This is a genomic window from Marinobacter sp. L-46 (genome assembly GCF_056859535.1).
The window spans coordinates 73,144-97,972 of the sequence record NZ_JBSXOP010000059.1 but is presented as its reverse complement, the minus strand read 5'-3'; the positions used below and the strand labels follow the sequence as shown (position 1 = coordinate 97,972).

The 24,829-nt window shown below is 59.1% G+C and carries 22 protein-coding genes; 7 read left to right on the top strand and 15 right to left on the bottom strand.

Annotated elements, in window-relative coordinates:
• Positions 1-27: 27 nt before the first annotated feature.
• The 5 genes from AC13DJ_RS09330 to AC13DJ_RS09310 all read right to left on the bottom strand — a co-directional run bounded on the left by AC13DJ_RS09330 (position 28) and on the right by AC13DJ_RS09310 (position 8,297).
• Positions 28-1,641, bottom strand: coding sequence for an alpha-glucosidase family protein (locus AC13DJ_RS09330; protein ID WP_482933428.1), 1,614 nt, complete (start codon positions 1,639-1,641; stop codon positions 28-30).
• 182 nt (positions 1,642-1,823) lie between these two features.
• Positions 1,824-4,577: an HTH-type transcriptional regulator MalT gene (gene malT / locus AC13DJ_RS09325; protein ID WP_482933427.1), complete on the bottom strand. Its 2,754-nt coding sequence runs from the start codon at positions 4,575-4,577 to the stop codon at positions 1,824-1,826.
• Positions 4,577-6,097 (bottom strand): glycerol-3-phosphate dehydrogenase, encoded by a 1,521-nt coding sequence (glpD, locus tag AC13DJ_RS09320; RefSeq protein WP_482933426.1) that lies wholly within the window; start codon positions 6,095-6,097, stop codon positions 4,577-4,579. The genes malT and glpD overlap by 1 nt, the downstream gene beginning before the upstream one ends.
• Positions 6,098-6,181: 84 nt before the next feature.
• Positions 6,182-7,432, bottom strand: coding sequence for an ABC transporter substrate-binding protein (locus tag AC13DJ_RS09315; RefSeq protein WP_482933425.1), 1,251 nt, complete (start codon positions 7,430-7,432; stop codon positions 6,182-6,184).
• Between the two features lie 229 nt (positions 7,433-7,661).
• Positions 7,662-8,297: an alpha/beta fold hydrolase gene (locus tag AC13DJ_RS09310; RefSeq protein ID WP_482933424.1), complete on the bottom strand. Its 636-nt coding sequence runs from the start codon at positions 8,295-8,297 to the stop codon at positions 7,662-7,664.
• Here AC13DJ_RS09310 and AC13DJ_RS09305 point away from each other — a divergent pair.
• The 6 genes from AC13DJ_RS09305 to AC13DJ_RS09280 all read left to right on the top strand — a co-directional run bounded on the left by AC13DJ_RS09305 (position 8,297) and on the right by AC13DJ_RS09280 (position 14,827).
• On the top strand, positions 8,297-8,521 hold the full coding sequence (locus tag AC13DJ_RS09305) for a TraR/DksA family transcriptional regulator (RefSeq protein ID WP_482933423.1): 225 nt from the start codon (positions 8,297-8,299) through the stop codon (positions 8,519-8,521). The two genes, AC13DJ_RS09310 and AC13DJ_RS09305, sit on opposite strands and share 1 nt — an antisense overlap.
• A gap of 26 nt (positions 8,522-8,547) precedes the next feature.
• The gene (locus AC13DJ_RS09300) at positions 8,548-10,011 is read left to right on the top strand and encodes an SLC13 family permease (protein WP_482933422.1); all 1,464 of its coding nucleotides are present in this window, start codon (positions 8,548-8,550) and stop codon (positions 10,009-10,011) included.
• 204 nt (positions 10,012-10,215) lie between these two features.
• A complete protein-coding gene (locus AC13DJ_RS09295) occupies positions 10,216-11,016 on the top strand; it encodes a C39 family peptidase (RefSeq protein WP_288373610.1) in 801 nt (266 codons plus the stop codon).
• Positions 11,017-11,073: 57 nt separating this feature from the next.
• Positions 11,074-12,084, top strand: a complete 1,011-nt coding sequence (locus tag AC13DJ_RS09290) for a transporter (protein WP_482933421.1) — start codon at positions 11,074-11,076, stop codon at positions 12,082-12,084.
• A gap of 38 nt (positions 12,085-12,122) precedes the next feature.
• The gene (locus tag AC13DJ_RS09285) at positions 12,123-13,748 is read left to right on the top strand and encodes an OmpP1/FadL family transporter (protein ID WP_482933420.1); all 1,626 of its coding nucleotides are present in this window, start codon (positions 12,123-12,125) and stop codon (positions 13,746-13,748) included.
• Positions 13,749-13,771: 23 nt separating this feature from the next.
• Complete coding sequence (locus AC13DJ_RS09280) at positions 13,772-14,827, top strand: MalM family protein (RefSeq protein ID WP_474539354.1); 1,056 nt, start codon at positions 13,772-13,774, stop codon at positions 14,825-14,827.
• Positions 14,828-14,831: 4 nt separating this feature from the next.
• Here AC13DJ_RS09280 and AC13DJ_RS09275 read toward each other — a convergent pair whose 3' ends face one another.
• Together AC13DJ_RS09275 and AC13DJ_RS09270 are read right to left on the bottom strand one after the other, a co-directional pair.
• On the bottom strand, positions 14,832-15,860 hold the full coding sequence (locus AC13DJ_RS09275) for a polysaccharide deacetylase family protein (RefSeq protein ID WP_482933419.1): 1,029 nt from the start codon (positions 15,858-15,860) through the stop codon (positions 14,832-14,834).
• Between the two features lie 6 nt (positions 15,861-15,866).
• Complete coding sequence (locus AC13DJ_RS09270) at positions 15,867-16,541, bottom strand: DNA-J related domain-containing protein (RefSeq protein ID WP_482933418.1); 675 nt, start codon at positions 16,539-16,541, stop codon at positions 15,867-15,869.
• Between the two features lie 191 nt (positions 16,542-16,732).
• Here AC13DJ_RS09270 and ttcA point away from each other — a divergent pair, with 191 nt between their 5' ends.
• On the top strand, positions 16,733-17,605 hold the full coding sequence (gene ttcA, locus AC13DJ_RS09265; protein WP_228285840.1) for a tRNA 2-thiocytidine(32) synthetase TtcA: 873 nt from the start codon (positions 16,733-16,735) through the stop codon (positions 17,603-17,605).
• Positions 17,606-17,631: 26 nt separating this feature from the next.
• On the opposite strand, the gene AC13DJ_RS09260 is transcribed toward ttcA, so the two are convergent.
• The 8 genes from AC13DJ_RS09260 to ccoO form a co-directional block, all read right to left on the bottom strand.
• Positions 17,632-18,321: a sulfite exporter TauE/SafE family protein gene (locus AC13DJ_RS09260; RefSeq protein ID WP_473802555.1), complete on the bottom strand. Its 690-nt coding sequence runs from the start codon at positions 18,319-18,321 to the stop codon at positions 17,632-17,634.
• An 8-nt stretch (positions 18,322-18,329) separates the two neighbouring features.
• The gene (gene ccoS, locus AC13DJ_RS09255; protein ID WP_414673916.1) at positions 18,330-18,569 is read right to left on the bottom strand and encodes a cbb3-type cytochrome oxidase assembly protein CcoS; all 240 of its coding nucleotides are present in this window, start codon (positions 18,567-18,569) and stop codon (positions 18,330-18,332) included.
• A gap of 35 nt (positions 18,570-18,604) precedes the next feature.
• On the bottom strand, positions 18,605-21,004 hold the full coding sequence (locus AC13DJ_RS09250) for a heavy metal translocating P-type ATPase (protein ID WP_473802556.1): 2,400 nt from the start codon (positions 21,002-21,004) through the stop codon (positions 18,605-18,607).
• Complete coding sequence (locus AC13DJ_RS09245) at positions 21,001-21,516, bottom strand: FixH family protein (RefSeq protein ID WP_022988019.1); 516 nt, start codon at positions 21,514-21,516, stop codon at positions 21,001-21,003. Before AC13DJ_RS09245 ends, AC13DJ_RS09250 begins: the two co-directional genes overlap by 4 nt.
• Before the next feature lie 45 nt (positions 21,517-21,561).
• Positions 21,562-22,998 carry a cytochrome c oxidase accessory protein CcoG gene (ccoG, locus tag AC13DJ_RS09240; protein WP_199455965.1) on the bottom strand — a complete coding sequence of 479 codons (1,437 nt, stop codon included), beginning with the start codon at positions 22,996-22,998 and terminating at the stop codon, positions 21,562-21,564.
• A 131-nt stretch (positions 22,999-23,129) separates the two neighbouring features.
• Positions 23,130-24,020, bottom strand: coding sequence for a cytochrome-c oxidase, cbb3-type subunit III (ccoP, locus tag AC13DJ_RS09235; protein ID WP_473802558.1), 891 nt, complete (start codon positions 24,018-24,020; stop codon positions 23,130-23,132).
• Complete coding sequence (locus tag AC13DJ_RS09230) at positions 24,017-24,202, bottom strand: CcoQ/FixQ family Cbb3-type cytochrome c oxidase assembly chaperone (protein ID WP_011785266.1); 186 nt, start codon at positions 24,200-24,202, stop codon at positions 24,017-24,019. The genes ccoP and AC13DJ_RS09230 overlap by 4 nt, the downstream gene beginning before the upstream one ends.
• Before the next feature lie 4 nt (positions 24,203-24,206).
• The gene (gene ccoO / locus AC13DJ_RS09225) at positions 24,207-24,815 is read right to left on the bottom strand and encodes a cytochrome-c oxidase, cbb3-type subunit II (RefSeq protein WP_011785265.1); all 609 of its coding nucleotides are present in this window, start codon (positions 24,813-24,815) and stop codon (positions 24,207-24,209) included.
• Positions 24,816-24,829: the final 14 nt, after the last annotated feature.

The following is a 24,829-nucleotide window of genomic DNA, read 5'->3' as shown; positions in this document are numbered from 1 at the left end:
CAATCTTTTTGTTGGTAGAGACATCAGTCAGAGCCGGGCAATGTCGCTGCCCCAGGGCTCCAGCTTAAGTTCGTTACCTTGCCATTGGCCGCCGATGAACTCCGGTGTGCTTTCTACCGGTGCGGCCGCGGACGACAAGGATATGGTGGCCGGCCGGTTGCTCAGGTTGAGGGCAACCAGCAGGGTCTGTTCACCGTGGCTTCGAGTGAACACCAGAGTGTCCCTCGGGCTGTCGAGAAATTCGATATCACCTTTCAGAAGCACCGGTTGCGTGCGCCGCCAGCCGAGGAAGGCCCGGTAGGCTGTGAGCACCGAATTCTCGTCGGCATGCTGCAGCGCAACGGCAGCACTGTAGTGTTCATCATAAACCGGCAGCCAGGGGCGGGCATCAGAAAAACCACCATGGCTTTCCTTATGATGCCAAACCATTGGCGTACGACATCCGTCCCGGCCTTTGAACTCCGGCCAGAAGGTGATGCCGTATGGATCGACCAGATCCTCGTATTGCAGTTCCGCTTCGGTCAGGCCCAGTTCTTCGCCCTGATAGATGCAGACGCTGCCACGCAGGGTCAGCAACATGACCATGTAGGCTTTCAGCTGCTCCTCGGATTCTGCCTTCCAGCGGGTTGCAACCCGGGCAACGTCATGGTTGCCGATTGCCCAGCAGGGCCAGCCGTCGGTGAGTTTCTTTTCGATACCATCAACGGTCTTGCGGAAGAAGTCGGCGCCATGCTGTTCAGTCAGCAGATCGAACGAATAGGCCATGTGCAGTTTGTCACCGCCGCTGGTGTAGTCGGCCATGGTCTGCAGGGAATCGTCGTCGCCGATCTCTCCTACGGTTGTGGTTTCCGGGTACTGGTTCAGCAGCGCCCGAAGTTTTTTCAGGAACTGCAGGTTTTCCGGTCGGGTCTTGTCGAACTTGTGGTGCTGGTAGGCGTAGGGATTTTCTTTGCGCACGCCAATGGAGCCTTCCTTGATAGCCTTGCTGGGCGGGTTGTCCCGCAGTTGCTGGTCATGGAAACAGAAGTTGATGGCATCCAGGCGGAAGCCATCCACACCACGGTCGAGCCAGAACTTTACGTCTGACAGCACCTGTTCCTGGACTTCCGGGTTATGGAAATTCAGGTCTGGCTGGCTGGTCAGGAAATTGTGCAGGTAATACTGCTTGCGACGGCTGTCCCAGGCCCAGGCCGAGCCGCCGAATACCGACAGCCAGTTATTGGGCGGGGAGCCATCCGGTTTGGGGTCTGCCCAGACATACCAGTCGGCCCGGGCGTTGGTGCGGGACTGACGGCTTTCCGCAAACCAGGGGTGCTGGTCTGAGGAGTGGCTGAGGACCTGGTCGATCATGATTTTCAGGCCGCGTTTGTGGGCCTCCGCAATCAGCTTGTCCAGATCGGACAGGGTGCCGAAGATGGGGTCGACATTTCGATAGTCGGATACATCGTAGCCAAAATCCTTCATGGGAGAGGTAAAGAACGGAGACAGCCAGATGGCGTCTACATTCAGGCTGGCGATGTAGTCGAGTTTGGCGGTTACGCCCGGCAGATCGCCAATACCGTCGCCATTGGAATCGTAAAAACTGCGTGGGTAAACCTGATAGATTACGGCGCCACGCCACCAGTCTGGATTTCTGATCATCTTGCCTCGCTTACACCCTGGTGGTGATGGATTGTTTTTATCGGGGTGGAGATGGGTTCCCACCAGATAACACCCGATCAATGGTGCGACGGAGGCGTCGCCCCTTCATCCTCCTGCCTGAATATTTGTTGGCGTAGGTGGGGGGAGGAGAGGGGCGTAGGGAGGGGGAGCGAGGCGGAGGGCTACTCCCCCTGGATTTTGCTCAGCAGATCCCGGGCCAGTTCAATGGCTTCTGAACGGTGGCTGATGTTCTGCTTCTGATAGAGGCTGCGAATGTGGGTTTTGACGGTGGTGGAGGCCACTTTCAGGTGCTCGGCAATCTGGTCGTTGGAGAGGCCGGCGTGAATCAGGCTGAGAATCTGCCACTCGCGCCGGGTCAAAGGTGAGGTACGGATGAGCTCCGGGACATCCGGCCGGTCGATAATGTCCTGGATAATGGCCTCATCAAGGGAAATCCGGATCGCCCGGCTGAAATCCCGCTGTTGTTGTGCCAGTTGGATCAGTCGTTCAGCCCGCTGCATTTCCATGCCATCAATCAGGCCATCGTTGATCAGCGCCTTGAGCATGACAATCAGAACCTTGCCAAGGCGCAGGAAGCTGCCTACAGCCCCGGTGGTGCTGGCCAACTCAAGGGCCAGCTTCATGTGTTCCAACGCCTGTGTACGGTCTTCCAGTTGCCAGTACAGCAGCGCCATCGAGATGTGGTTGCGGTTCAGGTCGGTTTTGAGCCCGGTTCTTTCGGCGACTTCCCGCAGCGACTGAAGGATGGGTTCAGCCTGCGCCAGCTGGCCCAGGCTCATCAGCGCCCGGGCGCGATTGCGGCCATTACACTGATGGAAATGGTTGGTGGCGGTGGCTGCCTCAAAGGCCGGGGCAATGGTCAGCCAGCGTTGGATGGCATCCTGGTCACGCACGGCGTCCCAATAGCTGAGCATGGTGGCGTGGGCATTGGCGACCCAGTCCAGGTGATAATCGCCGGCAGCCAGCATTTTCTGGATCTTGGTAATGTAGTCGGCGCACAGGCTCTGGCGGCCCCGGGCCTGGGCAATCTTGGCCAGGGTGGTGTAACTCTGGACAAACCAACGCTCGCCCTGGGCTTCCAGAATCTCGATACCCTGCAGGGCGCAGCGTTCGGCGCTTTCCAGGTGGTGCCATTCCCACATGATCTGACTGCGAATGCGAAACAGGAATTCCAGGATGGGCAGGTGGTTCAGCCGGTTTTCTTCCGCGTACTGGAAGGCCTTTTCCTGAATGTTGTAGGCCTTCTGCAGCAGGCCCATCGCGACACTGATCTCACTTTGCTGGCACAACGCCCAGATCACGTTCTGGTGGGCGTACTGGCTGCGGGCCATGTGTTCGGTGTCTTCCATGCGCTCCAGTGCGTCCTGTAATTCGCCCTGAACGAACAGGGCTTCGCCCATCACCGAGGCTGCGGCCACCCGGGAGGTGGGCAGATAGCGTGCATCCTGTTCCACTGCCTCCGATGCCAGTGCCAGGGCCCGGTTGCCATTGCCGTAATTCATGGCAACCTGGGCCCGGATGGCACTGAATTCGCCATGGATGGCCTTCTGCTGTTCTTCGCTCATGGTGGCTTTCAGATGGTTTTCAGCGGCGGACAGCCAATCCTCTACCTCATCAAATTTGTACTGACCCTGGGCCACCCAGGCGCGGAGCAGGGTGAAGGTCGGGTTTTCAGAGATAAACGACTGGGGCAGAGCATCCAGGCACTTCTGTAGCAGGCTGAACTGGCCTTCGGTAAAGAACTTCCGGCCATGTTCGTCCAGCACTTGCCGTATACGCTCCGGGTCTGCGGCCGCTACGGCGTGCCTGGCGGCTTCCTCGGCGTGATTCAGCTCAAGCCAGGCATCGGTTGCGCGTTGGTGCAGTGAGCGTTGGTTCTCCTGGGTTGTGCAGGAGAGCAGGTGGCGCAGATACACTGCAAACAGCTGGTGGTAGCGGAACCACAGCCCGCCGTTATCCGCTGGCATGATGAAAAGGCCCATGGCCAGCAGGCTGTTGAGCAGGGACTGGCCATCGTTATCGTCCATCACCCGCATCACCATGGCGGCATTGAACCGGTCGAGAATACAGGTTCTGAGCAGAAAGCGGCGCTGCTGCTCGGTCAGGCTCTGGCCAACCAGTTCATCGAAGTACTCGAAGATGTGATGGTTTCCCAGTTCCAGTTGATCAACGAACTCACTGAACTCAACACTGGTATGGGACGACGCGGAAAGCAGTTGCAGTGCCGAGATCCAGCCTTCAACCCGTCGTACGGCCCGTTCGATGTGCTCACGGGACACCTCAAAGGGTAAACGCTGTTCCAGATAACGCTGAGCTTCATCGGCATCCAGAGCCAGGTGTTTGCTGGTGATCTCCGTCATCTGGCCCTTCATTCGCAATTGTGCGATGCCAAGTGGCGGCAGCGTCCGGGAAATGATCACCAGAGTCAGATGCGAGGGTAAATGCCGAAGCAGGAACCGCAGGGCCTGATGGATATCCGGATTACTGATCAGGTGGTAGTCGTCCAGTACCAGGTATAGTGGCTCCTCTTCCTGGGGCAGTTCGCCCAGCAGGTCGCTCAGGACGCTTTCAAGGGAATCGTAGCCGGCATTTCGCAACCGGCCGGGAACAGATAGCTCGGGGGCAACGGATTGGTTCAGCGTTCGCGCCAGGTAGGCGGCAAAGCGGCCCGGGTCGTTGTCGCTTTCTTCCAGCCGGTACCAGGCCGTTCTTGCCTCAAGGGCGTCAAGCCGTTCGGCAATACTGGTGGTTTTGCCGTAGCCCGCCGGTGCAGTAACCAGTAACAGGCTCACCGGCTCGGGGATGTGTAGCAAATCGTTGAACTTTTCTCTGGCCATCAGCCCCACCGGGGCAATGGGCGCTGTGGTTTTGGCGTCAACGAAGGTCAGTTCGGGGTTCAGTTTTGTTGTTGTCATTAACCTTGCCGCATGTATTGGCTGAGGGCCTGCTGTTGTTCATCGTTGATATACAGGCCCTGTTTGGTCCGCCGCCAGAGCAGATCCTCCGGTGTGATGGCCCACTCGTGGGTCATCAGATAATCCACCTCCCGACGCGACAGAGTGTCGGTAAACCAGTGGCCGAGGTCGCCTCTGTTCTGGCAGCCTTCCAGAATGTGGTAGCTGCTGGTGCCATAGTTTCGCACAAAGCGATGGATCACTGCATCTTCCAGCCAGGGGAAATCGGCCGCGAGATCGATGGCCAGTTGTTCCTGCGTATCGAAGTCGCCGCCCGGCAGAACGGCCGTTCGCGTCCAGGAGCGGCCGGCACCGGGGAAATAGTGACTGACCTGATCGGTGACGGCTTCGGCCAGTTTCCGGTAGGTGGTGATTTTACCCCCGAATACCGAGATCAAAGGGGGCTGTCCGTCCTGATTATCAACCTCGAATGAGTAATCGCGAGAGGCGGACTGGGCGGTGCCGCCCTCGTCGTCCATCAATGGCCGGACACCGGAGTAACTCCAGGCCACATCGGTGGCGGACAGTTGCCGGCGGAAATACTGGTTGACGATGGACAGCAGATAGTCGGTTTCCTCTGGGGAAATCCGTGCCTGCGACGGATCGCCCACGTAATCGACATCGGTGGTGCCGATCAGGGAGAAGCGATCTTCGTAGGGGATCACGAAGACAATGCGCTCGTCCTGATTCTGAAGGATATAGGCTTCGGTATCCTGGTTGAGCCTGGGTACGACGATGTGGCTGCCCTTGACCATGCGAATCTGCTTGGGCGCTGGCATAGACAGGCTTTCACCGAACAGGCTGCTGACCCAGGGCCCGGTGGCGTTAACGACCACCTTGGCGCGGATATTGTACTGCTTGTCCCGGTGGTGATCGTCCAGGGTGGCGTGCCATTGCCCGTTACGGCGCTCGGCGCGGCTACAACGGGTGCGGGTCAATACGGTTGCGCCTTTTTCAACGGCCTTGCGAGCAGACAGTACCACCAGCCGGGCATCATCAACCCAGCCATCCGAATACTCGAATCCGCGGCTGATGTCTGGTTTCAAGGGCGAGTCCGGGCCAAAGGTAATAGACCGGGAGCCGGGGAGCAGTTCGCGCTTGGCCAGGTGATCGTAGAGGAAGAGGCCGGTACGGATCATCCACGCCGGTCGCAGATGGGGCTGATGGGGCAGGCGAAAACGCATGGGCCACATGATGTGGGGTGCGTTTCGTAGCAGGGCCTCCCGCTCACCGAGTGCTTCCCTGACCAGCCGGAATTCGTAATGCTCCAGGTAGCGCAGGCCGCCGTGGATGAGTTTGCTGCTGCTGGACGAGGTGGCGGAGGCAAGGTCGTTCATCTCGCACAGAACGACCTGAAGCCCCCGGCCTGCGGCGTCCATGGCAATCCCGGTGCCGTTTACGCCTCCCCCGACCACCAGTACATCGCATTGAGTGGGGGGAGTGTGAGGGTTGCCTGAAACCAGTCCTTCGCTATTTGCCACTGCCTGAGTGCTCCTGATAATCGCCCATAACGCCTGTGATGGAACGATTATCAGGAAACTGCCTGGCCTGGTAAAGCGACCCGGTCACAGGCGGGTGGGCTTACCTGCCTCTTTGCGGCGCTGCTCCCACTCTTCGCGGGTTTGTGCGGCTTCATCACCGGGCAGGAAGTCGATAATCTCGAAGTAATCAGAGCTGAACTGGTCTGCCAGCACGGTTTCACGGGGTTTGATCCGGACGACGTAGACGGTCTGGACATTCTGGTGGTCGAACTCGCGCCAGTACTGTTCATCTTTCAGGAAGCTGTAGCGGTGCCCCTCAAGGGCCCGGATAACGGCGTCTGTGTTGGTACTGCCGGCCCGTTCAACAGCCTCCTTGTACTGGTAAACGATACTGTAGGCTGAGGCTGCGGACGATGAAGGGCGCATTTCATAGCGGTCTGAGAAGGCCTCAACAAAGTCTTTACCGCGCTGGTAGTTGTTCTCATAGGGCAGATTCCAGACCCAGGGAGCACCACCAACAACGCCTTCCATAATGGTCGGGCCAACCTGTCTGACCATCCCCAGTGTCAGGTTGGGAACCACCACCTGCATGCGCTTGGTCAGACCCATTTCATAGGCCACCTGCAGCGCGCGCACCATGTCGTCGCCAAACAGTACCATCATCAGCACCTTGGCGTCAGATTCGGCAGCCTGTTCCAGGGCCTTGCGGAAATCGGTAATCAGTGCCCGGGGAAACGGGGTTTTGACGCCCGGGTGGCGTTCGGTGTCCTGGGTATTGGAAAACTGGCGAACGGACTCTTCCACTGACCAGCCCCAGGTGTAGTCCGAGGTGATGTAGAAGTAATCGTCGTTTGCGTGGTTCTGGTTCAGGTAGTCGCCCAGTGCCTTGGCGGTCATCCAGGCATTGTATGGCTCCCGGAACATGAACCGGTGGCCTTCACTGCCGGTGGTGGCGTTGGAATAGGTGAGAGTACCGAAGTAAATGCGGTTCCTGTCGCGGGCGGCCTTGCCGGAGGCGATGGCAACGGCACTGGATACACCGCCAAACACCATCTGAACACCTTCCTGGTCAATCATTTCGGCGGTGTTGTGGGCGCCTTTTTCCGGCTCGCCGCGGGTGTTGCGGATGACCAGTTCCAGTGGTTGCCCTAGCACACCGCCGGCCTGGTTGATTTCCTCAACCGCAAGGTAGGCAGCCAGGCGTTGTTGCAGGCCCTGGTTTTTATAGCGTCCCGTTTCCGGGTAGTTAAGACCAATGTTGAGAGATTCGGCGGAAACAGTGGCGCTGCCGAGCAAAAGCAGACATGCCGAGAGCAGGAAAGTCCTGAAAGTCATTGCAGATTGGCCTCCGGTTTAGGGTTCGCACAGCCTATTCTTGTTTTATGTCAGGCTGAAGTAATAGCGTAGTTTCTGCCCGGGGCTTTGAGGCAACAATGGGACTAAAGTGTAAAACGCCCGCTAATTTGCGGGCGCTTGATTTACGTCAGTTTCAGAAGGTGTTGATCGGGTTGTTTATTGTCCGGCTTCAGCAGCTTTGACTTTCACGTAACTGCCAGGGGCATCTTCAATGACCTCGAGCTTTCCTTCGCCGGGCTGTCTGGCCGGCACCGGACAGGACAAAGCGGACATCGCCGCCGTAAGCGTGTGCCCCGTGGTAAGTGGTTTTCCACTTGGCGATGTGGTCCTGTCGCGCAGACAGGAAGAACGATGGCACCCGGATTTCCGACAGGTTGATGGTTTCGCCGTTCATGGTCAGGGCATCGGGCTGTACCAGGCGGTTATGCAGGTACATTTCCCGCAGATAGTAGCTGTGCATTCTGTACGGCAGGTTGGTGCCGTCGGTGTTCCAGTACAGCAGGTCAAAGGCGGCGGGTTTCAGGCCTTTGAGGTAGTTGTTGGTCCAGTACGACCAGAACAGGTCGTTCTCGCGCAGCAGGTTAAACGTGAAGGCCATGGCCCGGCCGTCCATGTTCTCTACCCAGTTCAGGAACGCGCCGGAATTGATCAGGTATACCTGCTGAAGCACATCGAAAGGTACATGCTTGCGCCAGTCGTCAGCCAGGAAACGACGGTCGTCGGATTCCGGAACGGCTACCGGCTCGGGCTGTTTACCGGTCAGCCGGCTGAACGTGTAACGGGCGAGGCCCAGATGCTTTTTGCCCAGCTCGATCTCGGCGCTGGCAAAGCGAAGCGGGTGCATTGGATAAGGATTTTGAAGAGCAGGCCACGCAAACCCAGAACGACGAAGTGGTCGATTCACTGGAAGTGGAAACCCGCGCTGAATTGGTACAGATTGCCCATGCACTGGAGCGGATCGACAGCGGGGCAGGGGACGAATGCGAAAAATGCGGCGAGCAGATCGACCCGCGCCGGCTTCAGGTGTTGCCTTACACCACCGTTTGTGTAAATTGCGCCGACAACTGAATTCCGTTAAACACTGAGTGGTAAAGATGACACAGAACCCCGCTGGATCAGAACCGAAGCAAGGATTGCCCAAAAGCCAGGTAATTGGTTTGTTGCTTGGCGCCGCTTTCCTGCTGGTTACCCTGCTGGTGCCTGCGCCGGAGACGATGGGGCCGAAGGCCTGGGCCGCCCTGGGCATGATGCTGATGATGGCCACCTGGTGGTCTACCGAAGCCATTCCCATTCCGGCTACCTCCCTGTTGCCGATTGTGCTGATACCGGCGCTGGGGTTGGGAAGTATCAGCCAGGCCACATCGCCCTACGCTAATCCGATCATCTTCCTGTTCCTGGGCGGGTTCACCCTCGGCCTGGCCATGCAGAAGTGGAACCTGCACCGGCGGATTGCGCTGCTGACCTTACGGGCGATGGGGGATAAGCCGAAACGGCAGATTGCCGGGTTTATGCTGGCGACGGCCTTCCTGAGTATGTGGGTGAGCAACACCGCCACGGCGATCATGATGCTGCCGATCGGCTTGTCGGTGATCGGCATGATGGATGACAGCAATCCGGACGGGGTTCGCCGTTATGCCACGGCCTTGCTGCTGGCCATCGCCTATTCCGCCAGCGTGGGTGGTATTGCTACCCTGATTGGCACGCCGCCCAATGCCTTGCTGGCGGCTTACCTGAGCGAAAACCAGGGCATTTCCGTGGGCTTTGCCCAGTGGATGCTACTCGGTGTGCCTGTGACGGTGGTGATGCTGACATTGACCTGGTGGTGGCTGACCCGCAAGGACTTCGGCATTGAAGGCGCCCAGGAAAGCGGCCAGATGATCCGGGACGAACTGGCCGCGCTCGGCCCCATGAGCAAGGGTGAAAAGCTGGTTGCACTGGTGTTTGTGGTGACGGCGTCGCTGTGGATTTTCCGGCCCTTGCTCTCTGGCAGCATTGCGCCCTGGCTGAGTGACACCGGTATTGCCATTGCTGCAGCCATTGCCATGTTCCTGATTCCGGTAAGCACCCGGGACAGGACCTTCGTGCTGGACTGGGATTCGGCTAACCGCCTGCCCTGGGGCGTGCTGCTGCTGTTTGGTGGCGGCCTGGCCATGGCGGGCGTGATCAGCAGTTCCGGACTGGCCGAGTGGATTGCCGAGAGCATGGGCGTGGCTGGCACCTTGCCGGTACTGGTGATGATGATCCTGGTGGCTGGGGTGATTATCTTCCTCACCGAGGTGACCAGTAACACCGCTACAGCGGCGGCGTTCCTGCCGCTGCTGGGTGCCCTGGCGATGTCGCAGGACGTCTCTCCGCTGCTGTTGACGGTGCAGGCTGCCATTGCCGCCAGCTGTGCCTTCATGATGCCGGTGGCCACGCCGCCGAACGCCATCGTGTTCTCCAGTGGCCACATGAAGATTTCCGATATGATCAGGGCCGGTTTTGCGCTCAATATCATGGGTATTGTGGTGGTAACCCTGATTACCTACGCGCTGCTGGGAGCCGTTTTCTCAATGTGATTCAGGGCCGGATGCTGTCCGGCCTTTCCCTCCCTTGAACCAGTTCTCAGTACTGTCGCTGCTGGCCCCGCCTGCAGCGACAGATTTGAGGCACAGTTATCTTTAAGCCCGATTCGATTTCGGTATCTTACGGTTACAACATGTAACGCCGACGTTGCACATCCAAGAAAGTTGCACATCCAATAAAAACAGGAACTTTGCAAAATGCTGCTAGTGCTGGCCGGATCCCTTCTCACATTTGCCATGGTGCAGGAAGCCACCGAGGTAGAGCCGTTCGAGCCAGGCACCATCGTGGTGGAGCACAAGGTGGATGCGAGCCCGGTTGAGCAACGCTCTGATGTGCGGGTGGAGCCCCTGGTCGAGCAGAAGTTCCGGAACATTGTGCGCCAGGCCTACGACTACAGCTGTGGCAGTGCGGCACTGACCACGGTCCTCAATTTCTATCTTGGCCGGACCCTCTCTGAACGGCAGGTGATGGAAGGGCTGCTGCATTACGGCGAGAGCGATCGCATCGTCCAGCGCCGGGCCTTTTCCATGCTCGATATGAAGCGCCTGGTGACGGCTTTGGGTTATCCCTCTGGCGGCTTCAAGGCCGAGATTGACGACCTGATGGAGCTGGATCACCCGGCTATCGTGCCCATCGACTACGCCGGCTTCAAACACTTCGTAGTGCTCCGGACCATCCGGGATGGCCGGGTTTACCTGGCCGACCCCGCCGTCGGCAATATTTCCTTTACCGTGGCCCAGTTCCAGGAGACGTGGGACGACAACGTGCTGTTCATTGTCTTCCCGGGCAGCGACAAGCCGCTGGACAACCTCGAACTGAAAGAGGAAGACCTGCGCTTTGTAGACGACCAGACCATGACACTGCTGGCTATCCAACAGATGCCGGCGTTCGCCGAATCCACAGAAAGACGCGTCCAGAACTTGCTGGAACGCCAGAAGAACAATCCTGACGGTAGCGTTGAGAATACCCGTAAACAGCTTTACTACCGTCGAAACTAATTTTTCGGGCGGTTTTCCCCGGATCAGGAATAAAACCAATAAGAGTAGGGAGTCAGGATGAATCGTTGGTTAGTGCGAGGTTTTATCCTTGTTTCCGCGGCCGGTGTGCTTCCGGGCATGGCGATGGCCCAGGACGGAAATGTTGACCAGGCGCGGGAAGCCCTGTCACGCCAGGAAGGTGATAAAGATTCCACCAAGCAGCTCGAGGAAGTGTTCCTGGCTGCCGAGAAGAACTATTCGTTGCAGAAGAAGGGATCTCACTACCTGAACTATTCCTTCGACTATTCCTACACCGGGGATCAGCGCCTGGACCTGGCCATTACCAATGGTTCGGTGCGCAATCTGGATGTGGTGCCGTCAGCTACCCATAACTTCACCAATGCCTTTTTCTACGACTACGGCTTGCTGGACAACCTTACGGTTAGTACCCGGGTACCGCTGGTGGTCAAGTACGATACCGAGGACGAGCTGAATGTCTACGACTTCGGCGACATTTCCTTTACGGCCCGCTGGCAGCCCTTTGCCTACGTACCCGGCAAGGCATCGGCTACCTTCTTTGGCACCCTGAACAGCAAGACCGGTGTCAGCCCCTACGAGATCGACATCAAGGAACAGCTGTCCACCGGTAGCGGTTATTACTCCGTTGGTGGCGGCCTGAGTATGTCAAAGGTGCTGGACCCGGTGGTGGTATTCGGTTCGGTAAGTGCAACCTACAACCTGACCGAAGACGGCCTTGAACAGGTTCGTGGTGCCCGCCTGCTCGAGAAGGTTGAGCCCGGCTTTGGTCTCTCCGGCTCCGCCGGCTTTGCCTATGCACTGTCTTATGACATTTCACTGAGTATCTCGGCCCAGGTCAGCTACAGCGACCAGATCGTTCTGACCTTCTCCAACGGCGACCAGGCCGTAGCCCAGGACCAGATGACGGGCTTCCTGACCATGTCGCTGGGTACCCGGGTCAGTGATATGACCATCGTAAACACCAGTCTGGGGATTGGCCTGACCGAAGATGCCCCGGATTTCTCTCTGGGTATATCCCTGCCCATTAAATTCTCCGGCCTCAAAGAGTGATTGGAGCTGCAGACGTTTCACGGGAAGGGAAGATTTTCATGGGACAACCTAGTCAAAAGCGACGCATTCTGGGAGCGCTGATCGCGGCAAGCCTGTCCTGCGGTGCCCAGGCGCAGCTGACCCAGAACCTGACGCTGCACCCCAAGGCACTGGCACTGGGGAACGCGGTCACCGCCGATCCCCCGGGTTTGATGGCCATTCATTACAACCCGGCAGGCCTCACCAAGCTGGATGGTCGCCAGCTTGAAGTCAACGTGTTGAGTATCTACCTGGATATTGATGCCGACTTCATTGCGGATGAAGACTACGAGATTTTCGGTATCAAAGGCCTGGAAACAGACCCCCTGACCGGCAAGCAGCGGGACCCGGTGGCCAATACTCGCAGCCACACCAACAACGTCGCCCTGTACGTTCCCGGGTATGGCATTCTGCGGTTGCCACCGGGGCCGGCGGTAGCGCCCTCTGCGGGTATCAGTATCAAGCCACCCGGCTCAAAGCTGACCTTTGCCAACGCGTTCTATATGCCGATGGCCGCCGGTTTTTACCGGGAGAAAGACGATCCCGGCCGTTACCAGCCCCAGGCCGCAACGCTTCAGCGGACAACCTATCTTTCCCCCACGGTTGGCTATGAGATAAACGATGAATGGTCGGTGGGTGCCGGTATTCAGCTGTCCCATTTCGGGTTTGCGGCAGACCAGTACATGCGGGCGCCGAACATGCTGATCGGTGTGGCAGAGGTTCTGCAAGACGCCTTCAACTGTGAAAGCGGTGACGAACCCCTGCAACCCTGGCTGGCCCTGTGTGGCGGTAACGTGGGCCCCTGGGACGATATCGGCGCGATGAACCTGAACCTTCAGGAAACCATCTCGCCCACCTATGCCCTGGGTGTCATGTGGGAGCCTACGGACTGGTTCCGCTGGGGTGCCAGCTACACCTCCGAAGCGGACATGAACCTGAAAGGCCAGTTCGAGATCCAGTACACCGATGACTGGACCGGGTTCTGGCAAAGCGTTAACGGCTCAGTGCTGGGGGCCATCACCTCGGCTATTCTGAGTCTGCCCTCCGGTGCCCCCCGGGAGGCCGGTAACGTCAGTATGGACCTGGTGTATCCGCAGCATTTCCAGACAGGGATCAGCGTGGATGTACACCCGCTGCTCACCTTGAACGCCGACATCGGCTGGACCGACTTTGCCCAGTGGGACGCCTTCGAATTCAAGTTCGACCGCAAGCTGGAGTTCCTGAACGCGGCCCGGATCCTGTCGCCGGACAACGCCACACCAGACAGCCTGCGCCTGCCGCTGGGCTACAAAAGCCAGTGGAACTGGGCCTTTGGTGCGGAACTGCATGTGTCTTCCCGGCTTGACCTGCGCGCCGGTGTCGAGATAAGGGACTCGGTGATTCCCGATGACCAGCGCTCGATCATGGCGCCGTTCGGCGGGACTAATCTGTACAGTGTTGGCCTGGGCTATCGCTGGGACAAAGACACGGAAATCGACCTGAACCTGTCTTACCTGCAGTCTATCGAGACTATTCCGGCAGACAGCAGCTGTAACGTAAACTGTGACAACATCACCAATATCATTTACAACCCCTATGCGGATCTGGAGATCAAGACCTCGCTGCGGGTTGTGATGGCGGGGCTGAGTTTCCGTACCAAATTCTGATGCAGTCCGGGGAGTAGTTTGTCATGGTTCTGATGCGATCCGTCCGGTTGGCAGGCTGTGTCCTGGCAGTGGCCCTGTCGGCGGGCTGCCAGTTGGGTGGAACCCCCATCGAGCAGCGGGACGGTTACTTCACCTGGGTAGACGAACAGGGCCAGGTACGTTACTCCCGCATTCCCGAAACAGAATCCGAATCCGAAGGCCCGGAAAGCGAAGATGTTGCCGAGACTGCGGGCTTACCTCCCAAGAGGGCACTGGGCGAGCCCGATGCTGCCAGCAAGCTTGAGGATGCCGGCGACTACACCACCGAAAACTACCCGGATGGCGAAGAGCTGGCCCGGGACGGTTTTATCCGGCCGGGCCAGCGGCAGCCCTATTACACCTGGCGAGATGCCGACGGCATTGTCCGGGTCAGCTATTACAAGCCCGATACCCGCACCGAGCGGCAACGTAACCCGGACATGGCGCCACTGAACCTGACCCCCGCCAGCGTTTACCTGCCCCGGCAGGAATCCGGAGAGGCCGAGCCCGTAGCCGGCCATGATCCGGATGCCTTTGCCGTCCTCGGCATCGAGCGTGAACCGGAGAACGTGTTGACCACCTTTGCCGGTAACTGCTGTGAAGCGTTATCCAACAAGGAGTTCCAGCACTGGCAGGAGGGAAGGGAGTTCGGCGTTCGTATCACCGAAGATTCCCCGGTTTATGATTTCAGCAGTGGCGAGTCCGCCTTCCAGCTGGTGGCCTTGCCCTCCGGTGAGTTTACCCATGGCTTTGTAACGCGCCTGCGCTCCTACGCCCACAAGGGCGTGTTCGTGCCTACACTGGTGTTTCTGGATCGGGATTTTCGCCCGGTTCGCCTGATTACTGACCTGGTGATGGATTATTATCCGGAAACCTGGCGTAAGCGGGGCTACCTGGAAGCCTGGGTGCCGGTATTTCCGGGGCAGGGTGAGCGTTGGTTATTGGTGCTCACCCGTAGCGAAGACCTGCGCGCGCAAACCGTGTATGACGCCGATCACGGCCCCGTGGCGATTCCCCATGTGCCATACGGTGAACTCGGCTTGACCACCTTCGAAGAGTAAGGGGTCAGTCTTCCGGAGCGTCCAGGTTCAGCCATTGCTGGGATAGCCAGTAGTAGCGGCCATCACCTGCCGGGTGGGTACAGTTATAGCGAAAACGCCGGCTGTCGAATGCCTTTGGTGCCTTCACCGAGACCCGGTTGCCGGTTGTCCGGAATTCGATACGGCCCTGACCGGAGGCAAAGCAGGTGAGCCGGTCTGCAGTCAGTTTTTCCCCCAGTTCGAACACCAGTTCCGGCGGGTTGGCTTCCAGTACGCCGTCGGGTAACTCGCTGGCGGGCACCGGGAAGGCCTTGCTCAGCAACTTGTCTTTCAGGCTTCCAAGCTGGCCAAAGCTGTTCGCCATGGGAAAACGGGGCAGTCGGGTGCTGTGGGAATAGCGGCCAATCGCCCCGGACTGTTGCCCGAATCCCAGCCAGCCTCTGGCTTCCAGTTTGCCCTCCAGTTTTTCGTCGAACTCACCGTAGGGGTAGGCAAACATCGGCTCCTCCACCCCGAGCCTGGTTTTCAGCGTGCCCTGGGCCTGGTCCAGGCTGTGCTCTGTCCGCTGGTGCCACCGGGCCTCGGGTTCGCCCGGTTTACGCGCCAGGTGGCCGTGGTCAGTGCTGTGGTTGGCAATGGTCACCTGTTCACCGGTGGACAGCTCCTGTAACTGTTCCCAGCTCATGTAGCCCCGGCTGCCGATGGCGTCGGTGTTCACGAAGATGGTGTAGGGCAGGCCGTGACGTTCCAGCAACGGGGCGGCATTTTGATAGACCGACTCGTAGGCGTCGTCAAAGGTGATAGCAACACGGTTGCTGTCATCCTCACCGGCCAGCGCCTTTCGAGTTGCCGGCAGCAGTGGCACGACCTCAAGGTTCAAGTCCCTGATCATGTCCAGCTGGGCTTCAAACAACGAGCGGGAGGTGCTGGTGGCCGGAGGCGTATGGTCCGCCACATGGTGATATTGCAGCACAACAAGGTCGGCAAGGGCGTGGGGTGCGGAAACGATCAGGCCAAGAACGGCCGCGGCTGCGAATCGGTTGAGTCGGGTCATGTCAGTCTATTGCCGGGTAAAGTGACGTTTGAGGACGGAAAACGCCCGGTTCAGCTCCTGGATATCTTCTGTCCGCCCGCCGCGATCCGGATGGGCTTGCATCACCCGCCGGCGGAATCGCTGCTTCACGGTACCGAAGTCGCTGGGCAGTGTATCAAAGCCGAGCACCTGCGCGGCTTCCTGAACGTCCTCCGGGCTGCCGGCCAGTGTTACGCCAGCCAGGAAACGCTCCATCATGCCCCGGATATCGTGGCCGGACAGGAAGTACCGGGACAGATCCAGGTAAAAGCTTCTGAGTGGATCTTCTTCTGCCGGCAGGGCCCGGGTATTGCCGGAGCCGGTGGTCAAAATACATAATCGAAGCGGGGAAATCACCAGTGTTTCCCCGGCCTGGGCCAGCTCCGATTGCAGCCGGTAAAGGGCATGGAACAGCAGGAAGTGCACAGGATAGAGCGCGGTCGGGTCGCTGAAGGTGACGGGCTCGATGAGTTGCCAGCGCGGGCTTTGTAAGGCACGGATCAAAGCCAGTTCTGTCAGCCCGGAAGCCCCCGCCGCCCGAAGTTCATGTTCGGCAGCCACCTGCAGGTGATCGGCCTGCTGCTCAAGCCAGGCGAGCTGATCGCGGCTGATCGGGGATTGATCCGGTCGGGCGGAAGGTGCGGGTGTATTCATGGCGGCCATGGTATGACACTCTGCCAGCACGTGAAAGCACAGGAGTTGAGGGAAGTGGCGTGCGGCGCACTTAGGAAAGTACCGAGCGCGGGGCCCCTGTCACTCGGCAATCGGGGCGCGTATAATTGCCGCCTCATTTCCCTTGCAAGTGTGCCAACAGAATGTCCGAAGCCATGATCGCCAATGCCGAGCAGGCGCCGATGTCCGAGCAGGAGCGTCGCCAGAAACTGGAGCTGAACAAACTGCAGAAACGGCTGCGCCGGGACGTGGGGCAGGCCATTGCCGACTTCTCGATGATCGAAGCAGGCGACAAGGTGATGTGTTGCCTGTCTGGCGGCAAGGATTCCTACGCCATGCTGGATATTCTGCTGAACCTGCAGAAAAGCGCGCCGGTACGTTTCGAGCTGATTGCCGTCAACCTGGATCAGAAGCAGCCGGGCTTCCCGGAAGAGATCCTGCCTGAGTACCTGAAGTCGCTGGGTATCGAATACCACATCATCGAGAAAGACACCTACAGCATCGTCAAAGAGAAAGTGCCTGAGGGCAAGACGACCTGTGGCCTGTGTTCCCGCCTGCGGCGAGGCATTCTCTACAACTTTGCCGAAGAGCACGGTGTTACCAAGATCGCCCTGGGCCATCACCGCGATGACATGCTGGAAACCCTGTTCCTGAACATGTTCTATGGCGGCAAGCTGAAATCCATGCCCCCGGTTCTTCACAGCGACGACGGCCGTAACACGGTCATCCGCCCGCTGGCCTATGCCCGGGAGAAGGATATTGCCCGCTATGCGGGACTGCGGAATTTTCCCATCATTCCCTGCAACCTGTGCGGTTCCCAGGAAAACCTCCAGCGGCAGGTGATCAAGGAAATGTTCCAGGCCTGGGACAAGCAGCATCCGGGGCGGCTGGAAACCATGTTCCGGGCCCTGTGCAACGTCGAGCCATCGCACCTGGCGGATCCAAACCTGTACGACTTCAAGGAAGGCAAGCGGCTGGGCGGCAAGCGCCAGGCGGTGGTGCGGTCTGCGGAGCCGGAACAGGACTTCGGCCGGCTGGACGTGCTGAATCTCTGATCAGCCAGCAACCGTCGGCCGTTGGATCAGTGCATCAACAAGGCCTGGAACGGTAGCGTCCACAAGCCGAACAGTATCAGCAGGACACCGCTGATCTTGCGGAAGCCCTGATGGCTCTTGATGCCGCGAATCCAGTTGGCGGCATAGCCGGTTGCCAGCATCGAGGGCAGGGTGCCCAGGCCGAAGAAAAGCATGGTCAGGGCGGCGGCCGGCACCGTTGGCTGAAGCGCCGCCCAGCCCAGCGTGCTGTACACCAGTCCGCAGGGCAGCCAGCCCCACAGGGCCCCCAGGGCCAGCGCCTGGCCGGCATTATTGACCGGAATAAAGCGTTTGGTCAGCGGCGATAACGCCTTCCAGACCGGCGTCCCCACCCTTTCGACAAAGCGTATGCCCTGCCACCACTGGCCCATGGAAAGGCCCATGAAAATCAGCAGCAGGCCGGCTATGGTCATCAGCAGCAAGCCGGCCCAGCGCCATTGGCTGGCGGCCTGGGTGCTCAGCAGGGCCACGAGCGTGGCGATCAGGGCGTAACTGCCAATCCTGCCGAAATTGAAGGCGATCAGCAGCAGTGTCTGGCGCAGGCGAAACCCCTTGCCGACCGGCAACGCCATCGACAGCGAAGCGCTGATTCCTCCGCACATGCCCAGGCAATGGGTGCTGCCCAGCAAGCCGATAACGAAGGCGCTCGAATAGCTCAGGTAAAGTTCCGGCTGCATGGTTCCGGTCAGGCCTTGTTATCGGGGTTTTGGTCAGAATCCCCGGTGCTGGCCTGCCCTTCCTCATCCGCTTTTTTGTCCGTGCGGGCATCATCCGGAATCATGTCTTTATCGTCGTCATACAGAATGCGATGGGCCGGCCCGTCCAGGTCGTCATACTGGCCATTCTTGACGGCCCAGGAGAACAGGAACACGCCCAGGGCCACCAGAAGCAGCATCAGGGGGACCAGGAACATGACAATATGCACGACAACCTCCTTGCATGGGGAATGCGACAGGTGTTTCAGGCCTTCCGGCTAAGGCGCAGGGCGTTAAGTACCACAATGAGTGAGCTGGCAGACATGCCGATCGCGGCCAGCCAGGGTGCCACCAGCCCCGCGGCAGCCAGGGGTAGCGCACAGACATTGTACCCGAAAGCCCAGATCATATTCTGGCGGATAATCCGGCGGGTCTGCCGGCTGGTGTTGAGAGCCTCCACCAGCTGGTAAAGCTGGCCATTCAGCAGGACCGCATCGGCTTTGAGCTGGGTCAGGTCGGCGGCGGTGCCCATGGCCACCGAAATACCGGCGCCGGCCATGGAGGGCAGGTCGTTCAGGCCGTCGCCCACCATCATCACTCGGTGGCCCTCGGTCCGGAGCTGATCCAGCACCTCCAGTTTCTGCTCCGGCGAGGCTTCTCCGATCGCCCGGTCGATCCCCAGCATTTGCGCGACGGTCTGCACGTGGCCGGAGCGGTCACCGCTGAGCAGGATGGTCTGGATACCGGCGTCCTGCAGGGCGCGCACGGCTTTGCCGGCATCGTCCCGAACCTGGTCATCCAGCTGGAAGCTGGCCAGCCACTCGGTATCGCTGGCAAGCCAGATCTCCATGCCTCTGGTGGGGGCCGACTCCGGCTCGGGTGCCTGGGTGTGGCCGGCTACAAAACTCTTGTGGCCGATATACACCGGCTGGCCATTGTAGATGCCGGATAAGCCGCCGCCCAGGTGGTTGGTTACGTCGCTAACCGGAACAGACGCCAGGCTGTGAAACACCTTGGCAATCGGGTGTTCCGAATGCTTCTCCAGCCCGGCTGCAAGTTTCAGGGCACTTGCCTGGTCCATGCCGCCGAACTGTTGCTGGCCACTGAGGCTGAGTTCGCCCCGGGTCAGGGTACCGGTTTTGTCGAACACCACCGTGTCGATGGTGTTCATGGATTCCAGCGTGTGGCCCCGGGTAGGCAGGAAGCCGAGTTTGCGCAGGCGCACGGTGGCGGAGGTAATTGCCGTGGGCGTAGCCAGTGACAGGGCGCACGGGCAGGTGACCACCAGAACCGACAGGGTGATATCGAACGCGTTATCGGCGCCGGCCAGCCACCATCCGATCCAGACGACTGGCGCCAGGATCAATACACGGCCAACGAATTTGCCGGCAATGCGGTCGGCCATCCGGGCCACTGGCGGTTTCTCGGACTGGACCCGGTCCAGCACCCGCAGGATTCCGGACAGCCGCGTTTGGGCGCCGGCCTTGATTACTCGGACATCCAGCGGATTCTCGCCGTTGACGCTGCCGGCATGGACTGCGTCACCCGGGCGACGGGTTTCGGGTAGATACTCGCCGGTCAGAGCAGCTTCGTTCAGGGTCGATTCACCGGAAACAATTTCACCATCCACCGGCAGTGTTTCCCCGGGGCGTACCCGGACAATGTCGCCGGCCTTAACCCGGTGCATCGGCACGATATCGGCGTGGCCTTCCTTTACCAGTGCGGCGACTGATGGCTGGAACCCGGCTAGTGCATTGCCGGTGAGCCCCGCCCGGTATCGCGCCTGCACTTCCACGTACCGGCCCAGCAGCAGGAAGAAGGTAAACATGCAGACCGATTCGAAATACACCTCGTGGCCGCCGAACACGGTAATCCAGGCGCTGGCGGCATAGGCCAGGCCGATGGCAATGGCTACCGGCACGTCCATGGTCAGGTGTCGGGATTGCAGGTCGCGCCGGGCGTTACGGAAAAACGGCCGGGCGCTGTAGAACACCACGGGGGTGGCCACCAGCAGGCTGAACCAGCGGAAGAAGCTGACAAAATCGTTGGACAGGTCGTTGATCAGTTCGAAGTACAGCGGAAACGCGAGCATCATGCTCTGGAAGGTGCCAATGCCTGCCACCGCAAGCCGGATCAACATGGAACGGTGTTCAGCCTTCAGGGCCTGTTCTGCTTCGTCTGCCTGGTAGGGGCGGGCGGTGTAGCCCAGCTCATGGATGGCGATGAGCAGGTCGCTCAGGCGGGTCTGATCCTGCGCCCAGACCAGCCTGGCGCGCTGGGTGGTGTGGTTAACCGTGAAGCTCAGCACACCCGGTTGCTGCTTCATGTGGTTTTCCAGCAGCCAGATACAGGCTGCGCAGGTAATCCCGCCAATCAGCAGCTGGGCTTCCTGTCCCGCTTTGACGGGCGAAACAAAGGATTGTTGTACCAGCGGATGGTCCAGCTCCCTCAGGCGCTCAACCTCGGCACGGGTGAGTTCCCGGGGCGTGACGGCTGGTTCGGTACGGAAGTCATAAAAACCGGTCAGACCTTCCTGGTGGATGGTCTGACACACGGCTTTGCAGCCCTGGCAGCAGAAATGCTGTTGTGTTCCGTTCAGGTCCAGCGTGATCGGAGGATCACCGTCCGCTGGCTCTCCGCAATGGAAACAATTCAGGGCGGTCACCCTTGGGCGTTGCCTTTCGCATCAATGGTGATTGGAGAGGAAGAGGGCAGGCGCACTTCGCCTTTTACCCGCCAGTCGTTGTCCGGACCCTGCAGGTCGTAATACCAGCGGCCACTGACCTGCTCAAACAGCTGGCCACGGTACTCTCCGGGGGCCACACGGGTGAACTGAACGGTTTTGTCCTGGCCGGACAGGGTCGGGTGATACAGGTTGAACACCAGGTACGGATAGTCTGCCGCACCGTCAGCGGTATCCAGCATCAGGGTGGCAGATTTGTCCTGCAGGCTCAGTTCGCCGGCCAGCTGCAGTTCAGCGGCGCGCTCGTCCCGGGCGATGGACATATTGATGCCCCGGCCTTCCTTGGAGTAATCGTCTGACACCATGGAGTTGTCCAGGCTGGAAGACACTACCAGGGTGGTGATCCCCCACATGATCGACGCCAGCGGGAAAATGGTCAGAAACCAGAACCAGGGCTGGCGGTACCAGGGTGCAACAGGTGCGTTATCAGTCATTACTCTTCAATCTCGGATGATGGCTTTAGACCCGCGCACGGGTCGTTAACGGGGCCTTGGACCAACAAAACGGCTTTCAGTTTCCAGGTTCAGGGACGGATCTGTCTCTGATTCTGCAAAGAAGCGAATGGTGTTGTTGGATTCAACAATAGACTCCGGCGGAACGTCCACAACCGTCGGCAGGGAGCGATTCTCGCCACTGCTGATGGTAAAGGTGGTTTCGGTCAGAATCCGGATACCTTCCATGCCGTCAACGCTCAGTTCGAAAGTCTGGGGCACTTCCGACATGTTCTGGATCTTCACCGTGTAGGAGTTCTCTACCCGGCCTTCGCCGTTGAAGCTGAATAGTGCGCCACGGTCCCGCAGTACGTCCATCTTGGCCGGTACACGGGTAGCCACTGTAAAGATCATCGCACCGATCATCAGCAGCAGTACCGCACCGTAACCGAAGGTACGCGGACGCAGCAGCTTGGAGGTCTTGCCTTCCAGTTCGTTCTCGGTGGTGTAGCGAATCAGCCCTCTCGGGTAATTCATCTTATCCATGACTTCGTCGCAGGCATCAATACACAGCGCACAGCCGATGCACTCGTATTGCAGGCCGTCACGGATATCGATGCCGGTAGGGCACACCTGCACACACTGCTCGCAATCGATACAGTCGCCAAGGCCTACCTCTTCAGGCGCGACGCCTTTCTTGCGCTTGCCGCGAGGCTCGCCCCGGTTCGGGTCGTAGGAGACGACCCGGGTGTTGGGGTCAAACATCACCGACTGGAACCGGGCATACGGGCACATGTACAGGCAGACCTGCTCACGCATCCAGCCGGCGTTCAGGTAGGTGGCAACGGTGAAGAAGGCAACCCAGAAATAGGCCCAGCCGTTGGCCTGCAGGGTGAACAGGTCCACGATCAGTTCGCGGATCGGGTAGAAGTAGCCAACAAAGGTGACGCCGGTGGCAAAGGCAACAAACAGCCACAGTGCGTGTTTGATGGTTCTTTTGGTGACCTTTTCCCGGGAGTTAGGGGCCTTGTCGAGTTTCATCCGCTTGTTGCGGCTGCCTTCCACCTTTTCTTCAATCCACATGAAGATAAAGGTCCACACGGTTTGCGGGCAGGTGTAACCACACCAGACACGGCCAAACAGGGTGGTGATGAAGAACAGGCCGAAGGCGCTGATAATCAGCATGCCCGAGAGCAGGAAGAAATCTTTCGGGAAGAAGGTGATGCCGTAAAGGTGGAACTCGCGAGCCGGCAGGTCAAAGTGGATCAGGGGCTGGCCGTCCAGTGTGAGCCATACAAACAGGAAATACATGCCCATGAGCACGGTCAGGCTGACGTTCCGGATTCTCTGGAAAAAGCCTTTTACCTCCTTCACGTAAATCTTTTCACGACTTGCGTAGAGGTCAACGGTCTCTGCTTTCTTGTTTTTGTTGTTCGAGGGATCGGAGGATGGGTCAACCTGCTTGACAGGAATCTCGTTACTCATGGGTACCTCCCGGTATAGGGTAAAGCTGGGAGCGGGCCTCGGCGGGTCTGCTGATCTTCTCAAGCCTGTACCCGCGAGGGCAGATACAGGGTTGAAAAGACCGGGCCAGGGCTAGCCTGGCCGGGTCTGACTCAGTTTGACAGGCTGTAAACGTAAGCCGCCAGAATCTGAATCTGGTCGCCGGTCAGACGACCTTCCTGTGCGGGCATCTGGTTCTGGCGACCGTTAACCACGGTCTCCTTGATCCACTCGTAGGTGGAACCATACAGCCACACGTTGTCGGTCAGGTTCGGGGCACCCATGGCTGCCATGCCGGTACCGTCGGCACCGTGACAGGCCACGCACGCCTGGGCGAACACCTGCTCACCGGCCTTCGCTGCTTCGGCGTCCAGTTCACGGCCGCTGAAGCTCAGAACGTAGTTAACCACCTGGTCAACCTGCTCGTTGGTCATGTTCGGCATGGTTCCTTTCGGAGTCATGTTGCCGTTACGACCCTTGGCGATGCTGTGCAGGATCTGGTCCGGCTCGCCGCCCCACAGCCAGTCGTCGTCAGTCAGGTTGGGGAAGCCCACCTGGCCGCGAGCGGCGGTGCCGTGACAGACCGAACAGTTGTTGGCAAACAGGCGCTGGCCGATCTTCATGGCGTCATCGTTCTGCGCCAGTTCAGGAATGGCAGTGTCGCCGAACTGGGCATAGATTTCGCCATATTTCTCTTCGGCAGCTGCCACTTCCGCTTCCCACTGGTTGGTGGATGTCCATCCCAGCAGACCCTTGAAGTTGCCCAGGCCCGGGTACAGAGCCAGGTAGCCAAGGGCGAAGATGCAGGTTGCTACGAACAGGTAGAACCACCATTTCGGCAGAGGGTTATCGTATTCCTCAATGCCATCAAAGGAATGGCCCATTGTCCGGTCGGTTTCAGTATCGGTTGTCTGGCTCTTGCGGGTGGCCCAGAGGAGCCACCAGCAGCCGAAAACGGTACCGAGCACGATCACACTGACCCAGATGCTCCAGAAGGTACTCATTGTTTCTTCTCCGTTTTTTCCTGTTCGAGAGTACGCTTTTCGACTTCGTCGTCATCGAAGGGGAGGTGTGCTGCCTCGTCGTTGGCCTTCTTGCGGTGGGCGCTGTACGCCCACCAGACGATTCCGAAGAACGCTGCCATTACCAGCAGCGTGTGAATGCCGCGTAACTCATTAATATCCATGGGATCACCGCTTCTCTGAAATCACAGTACCCAACTGCTGCAGGTATGCGACCAGCGCTTCGATTTCAAATTTGCCTTCGATCTCATTCGCTGCGTTGGCAATCTGTTCGTCGCTGTATGGCACGCCAAGCGTCTGCAGCGTCTTCATCCGGGACTCAATGGAACCGTGATCAACACGATTCTCGAACAGCCACGGGAAGGCAGGCATGTTGGATTCGGGTACCACGCTGCGTGGATCGTACAGGTGCTGGCGCTGCCAGGCATCCGAGTAGCGACCACCTACACGAGCCAGGTCCGGCCCGGTACGCTTGGAACCCCACAGGAACGGACGGTCATAAACGAACTCGCCCGCAACGGAGTAGTGACCATAACGCTCAGTCTCAGCCCGGAACGGACGGATCTGCTGGGTATGGCACACGTGGCAGCCTTCACGGATGTAAATGTCCCGGCCTTCCAGTTCAAGAGCGGACAGAGGCTCCAGGCCTTCGACCGGCTCGTTCACCTCTTTGTGGAAGAACAGGGGCACCACTTCCGCCAGAAAACCACCACTGATGGTCAGTACGATCAGCACGATCATCAGACCAAGGTTCTTTTCGACTATTTCGTGTCTCATCTGGTCTCTCTCCC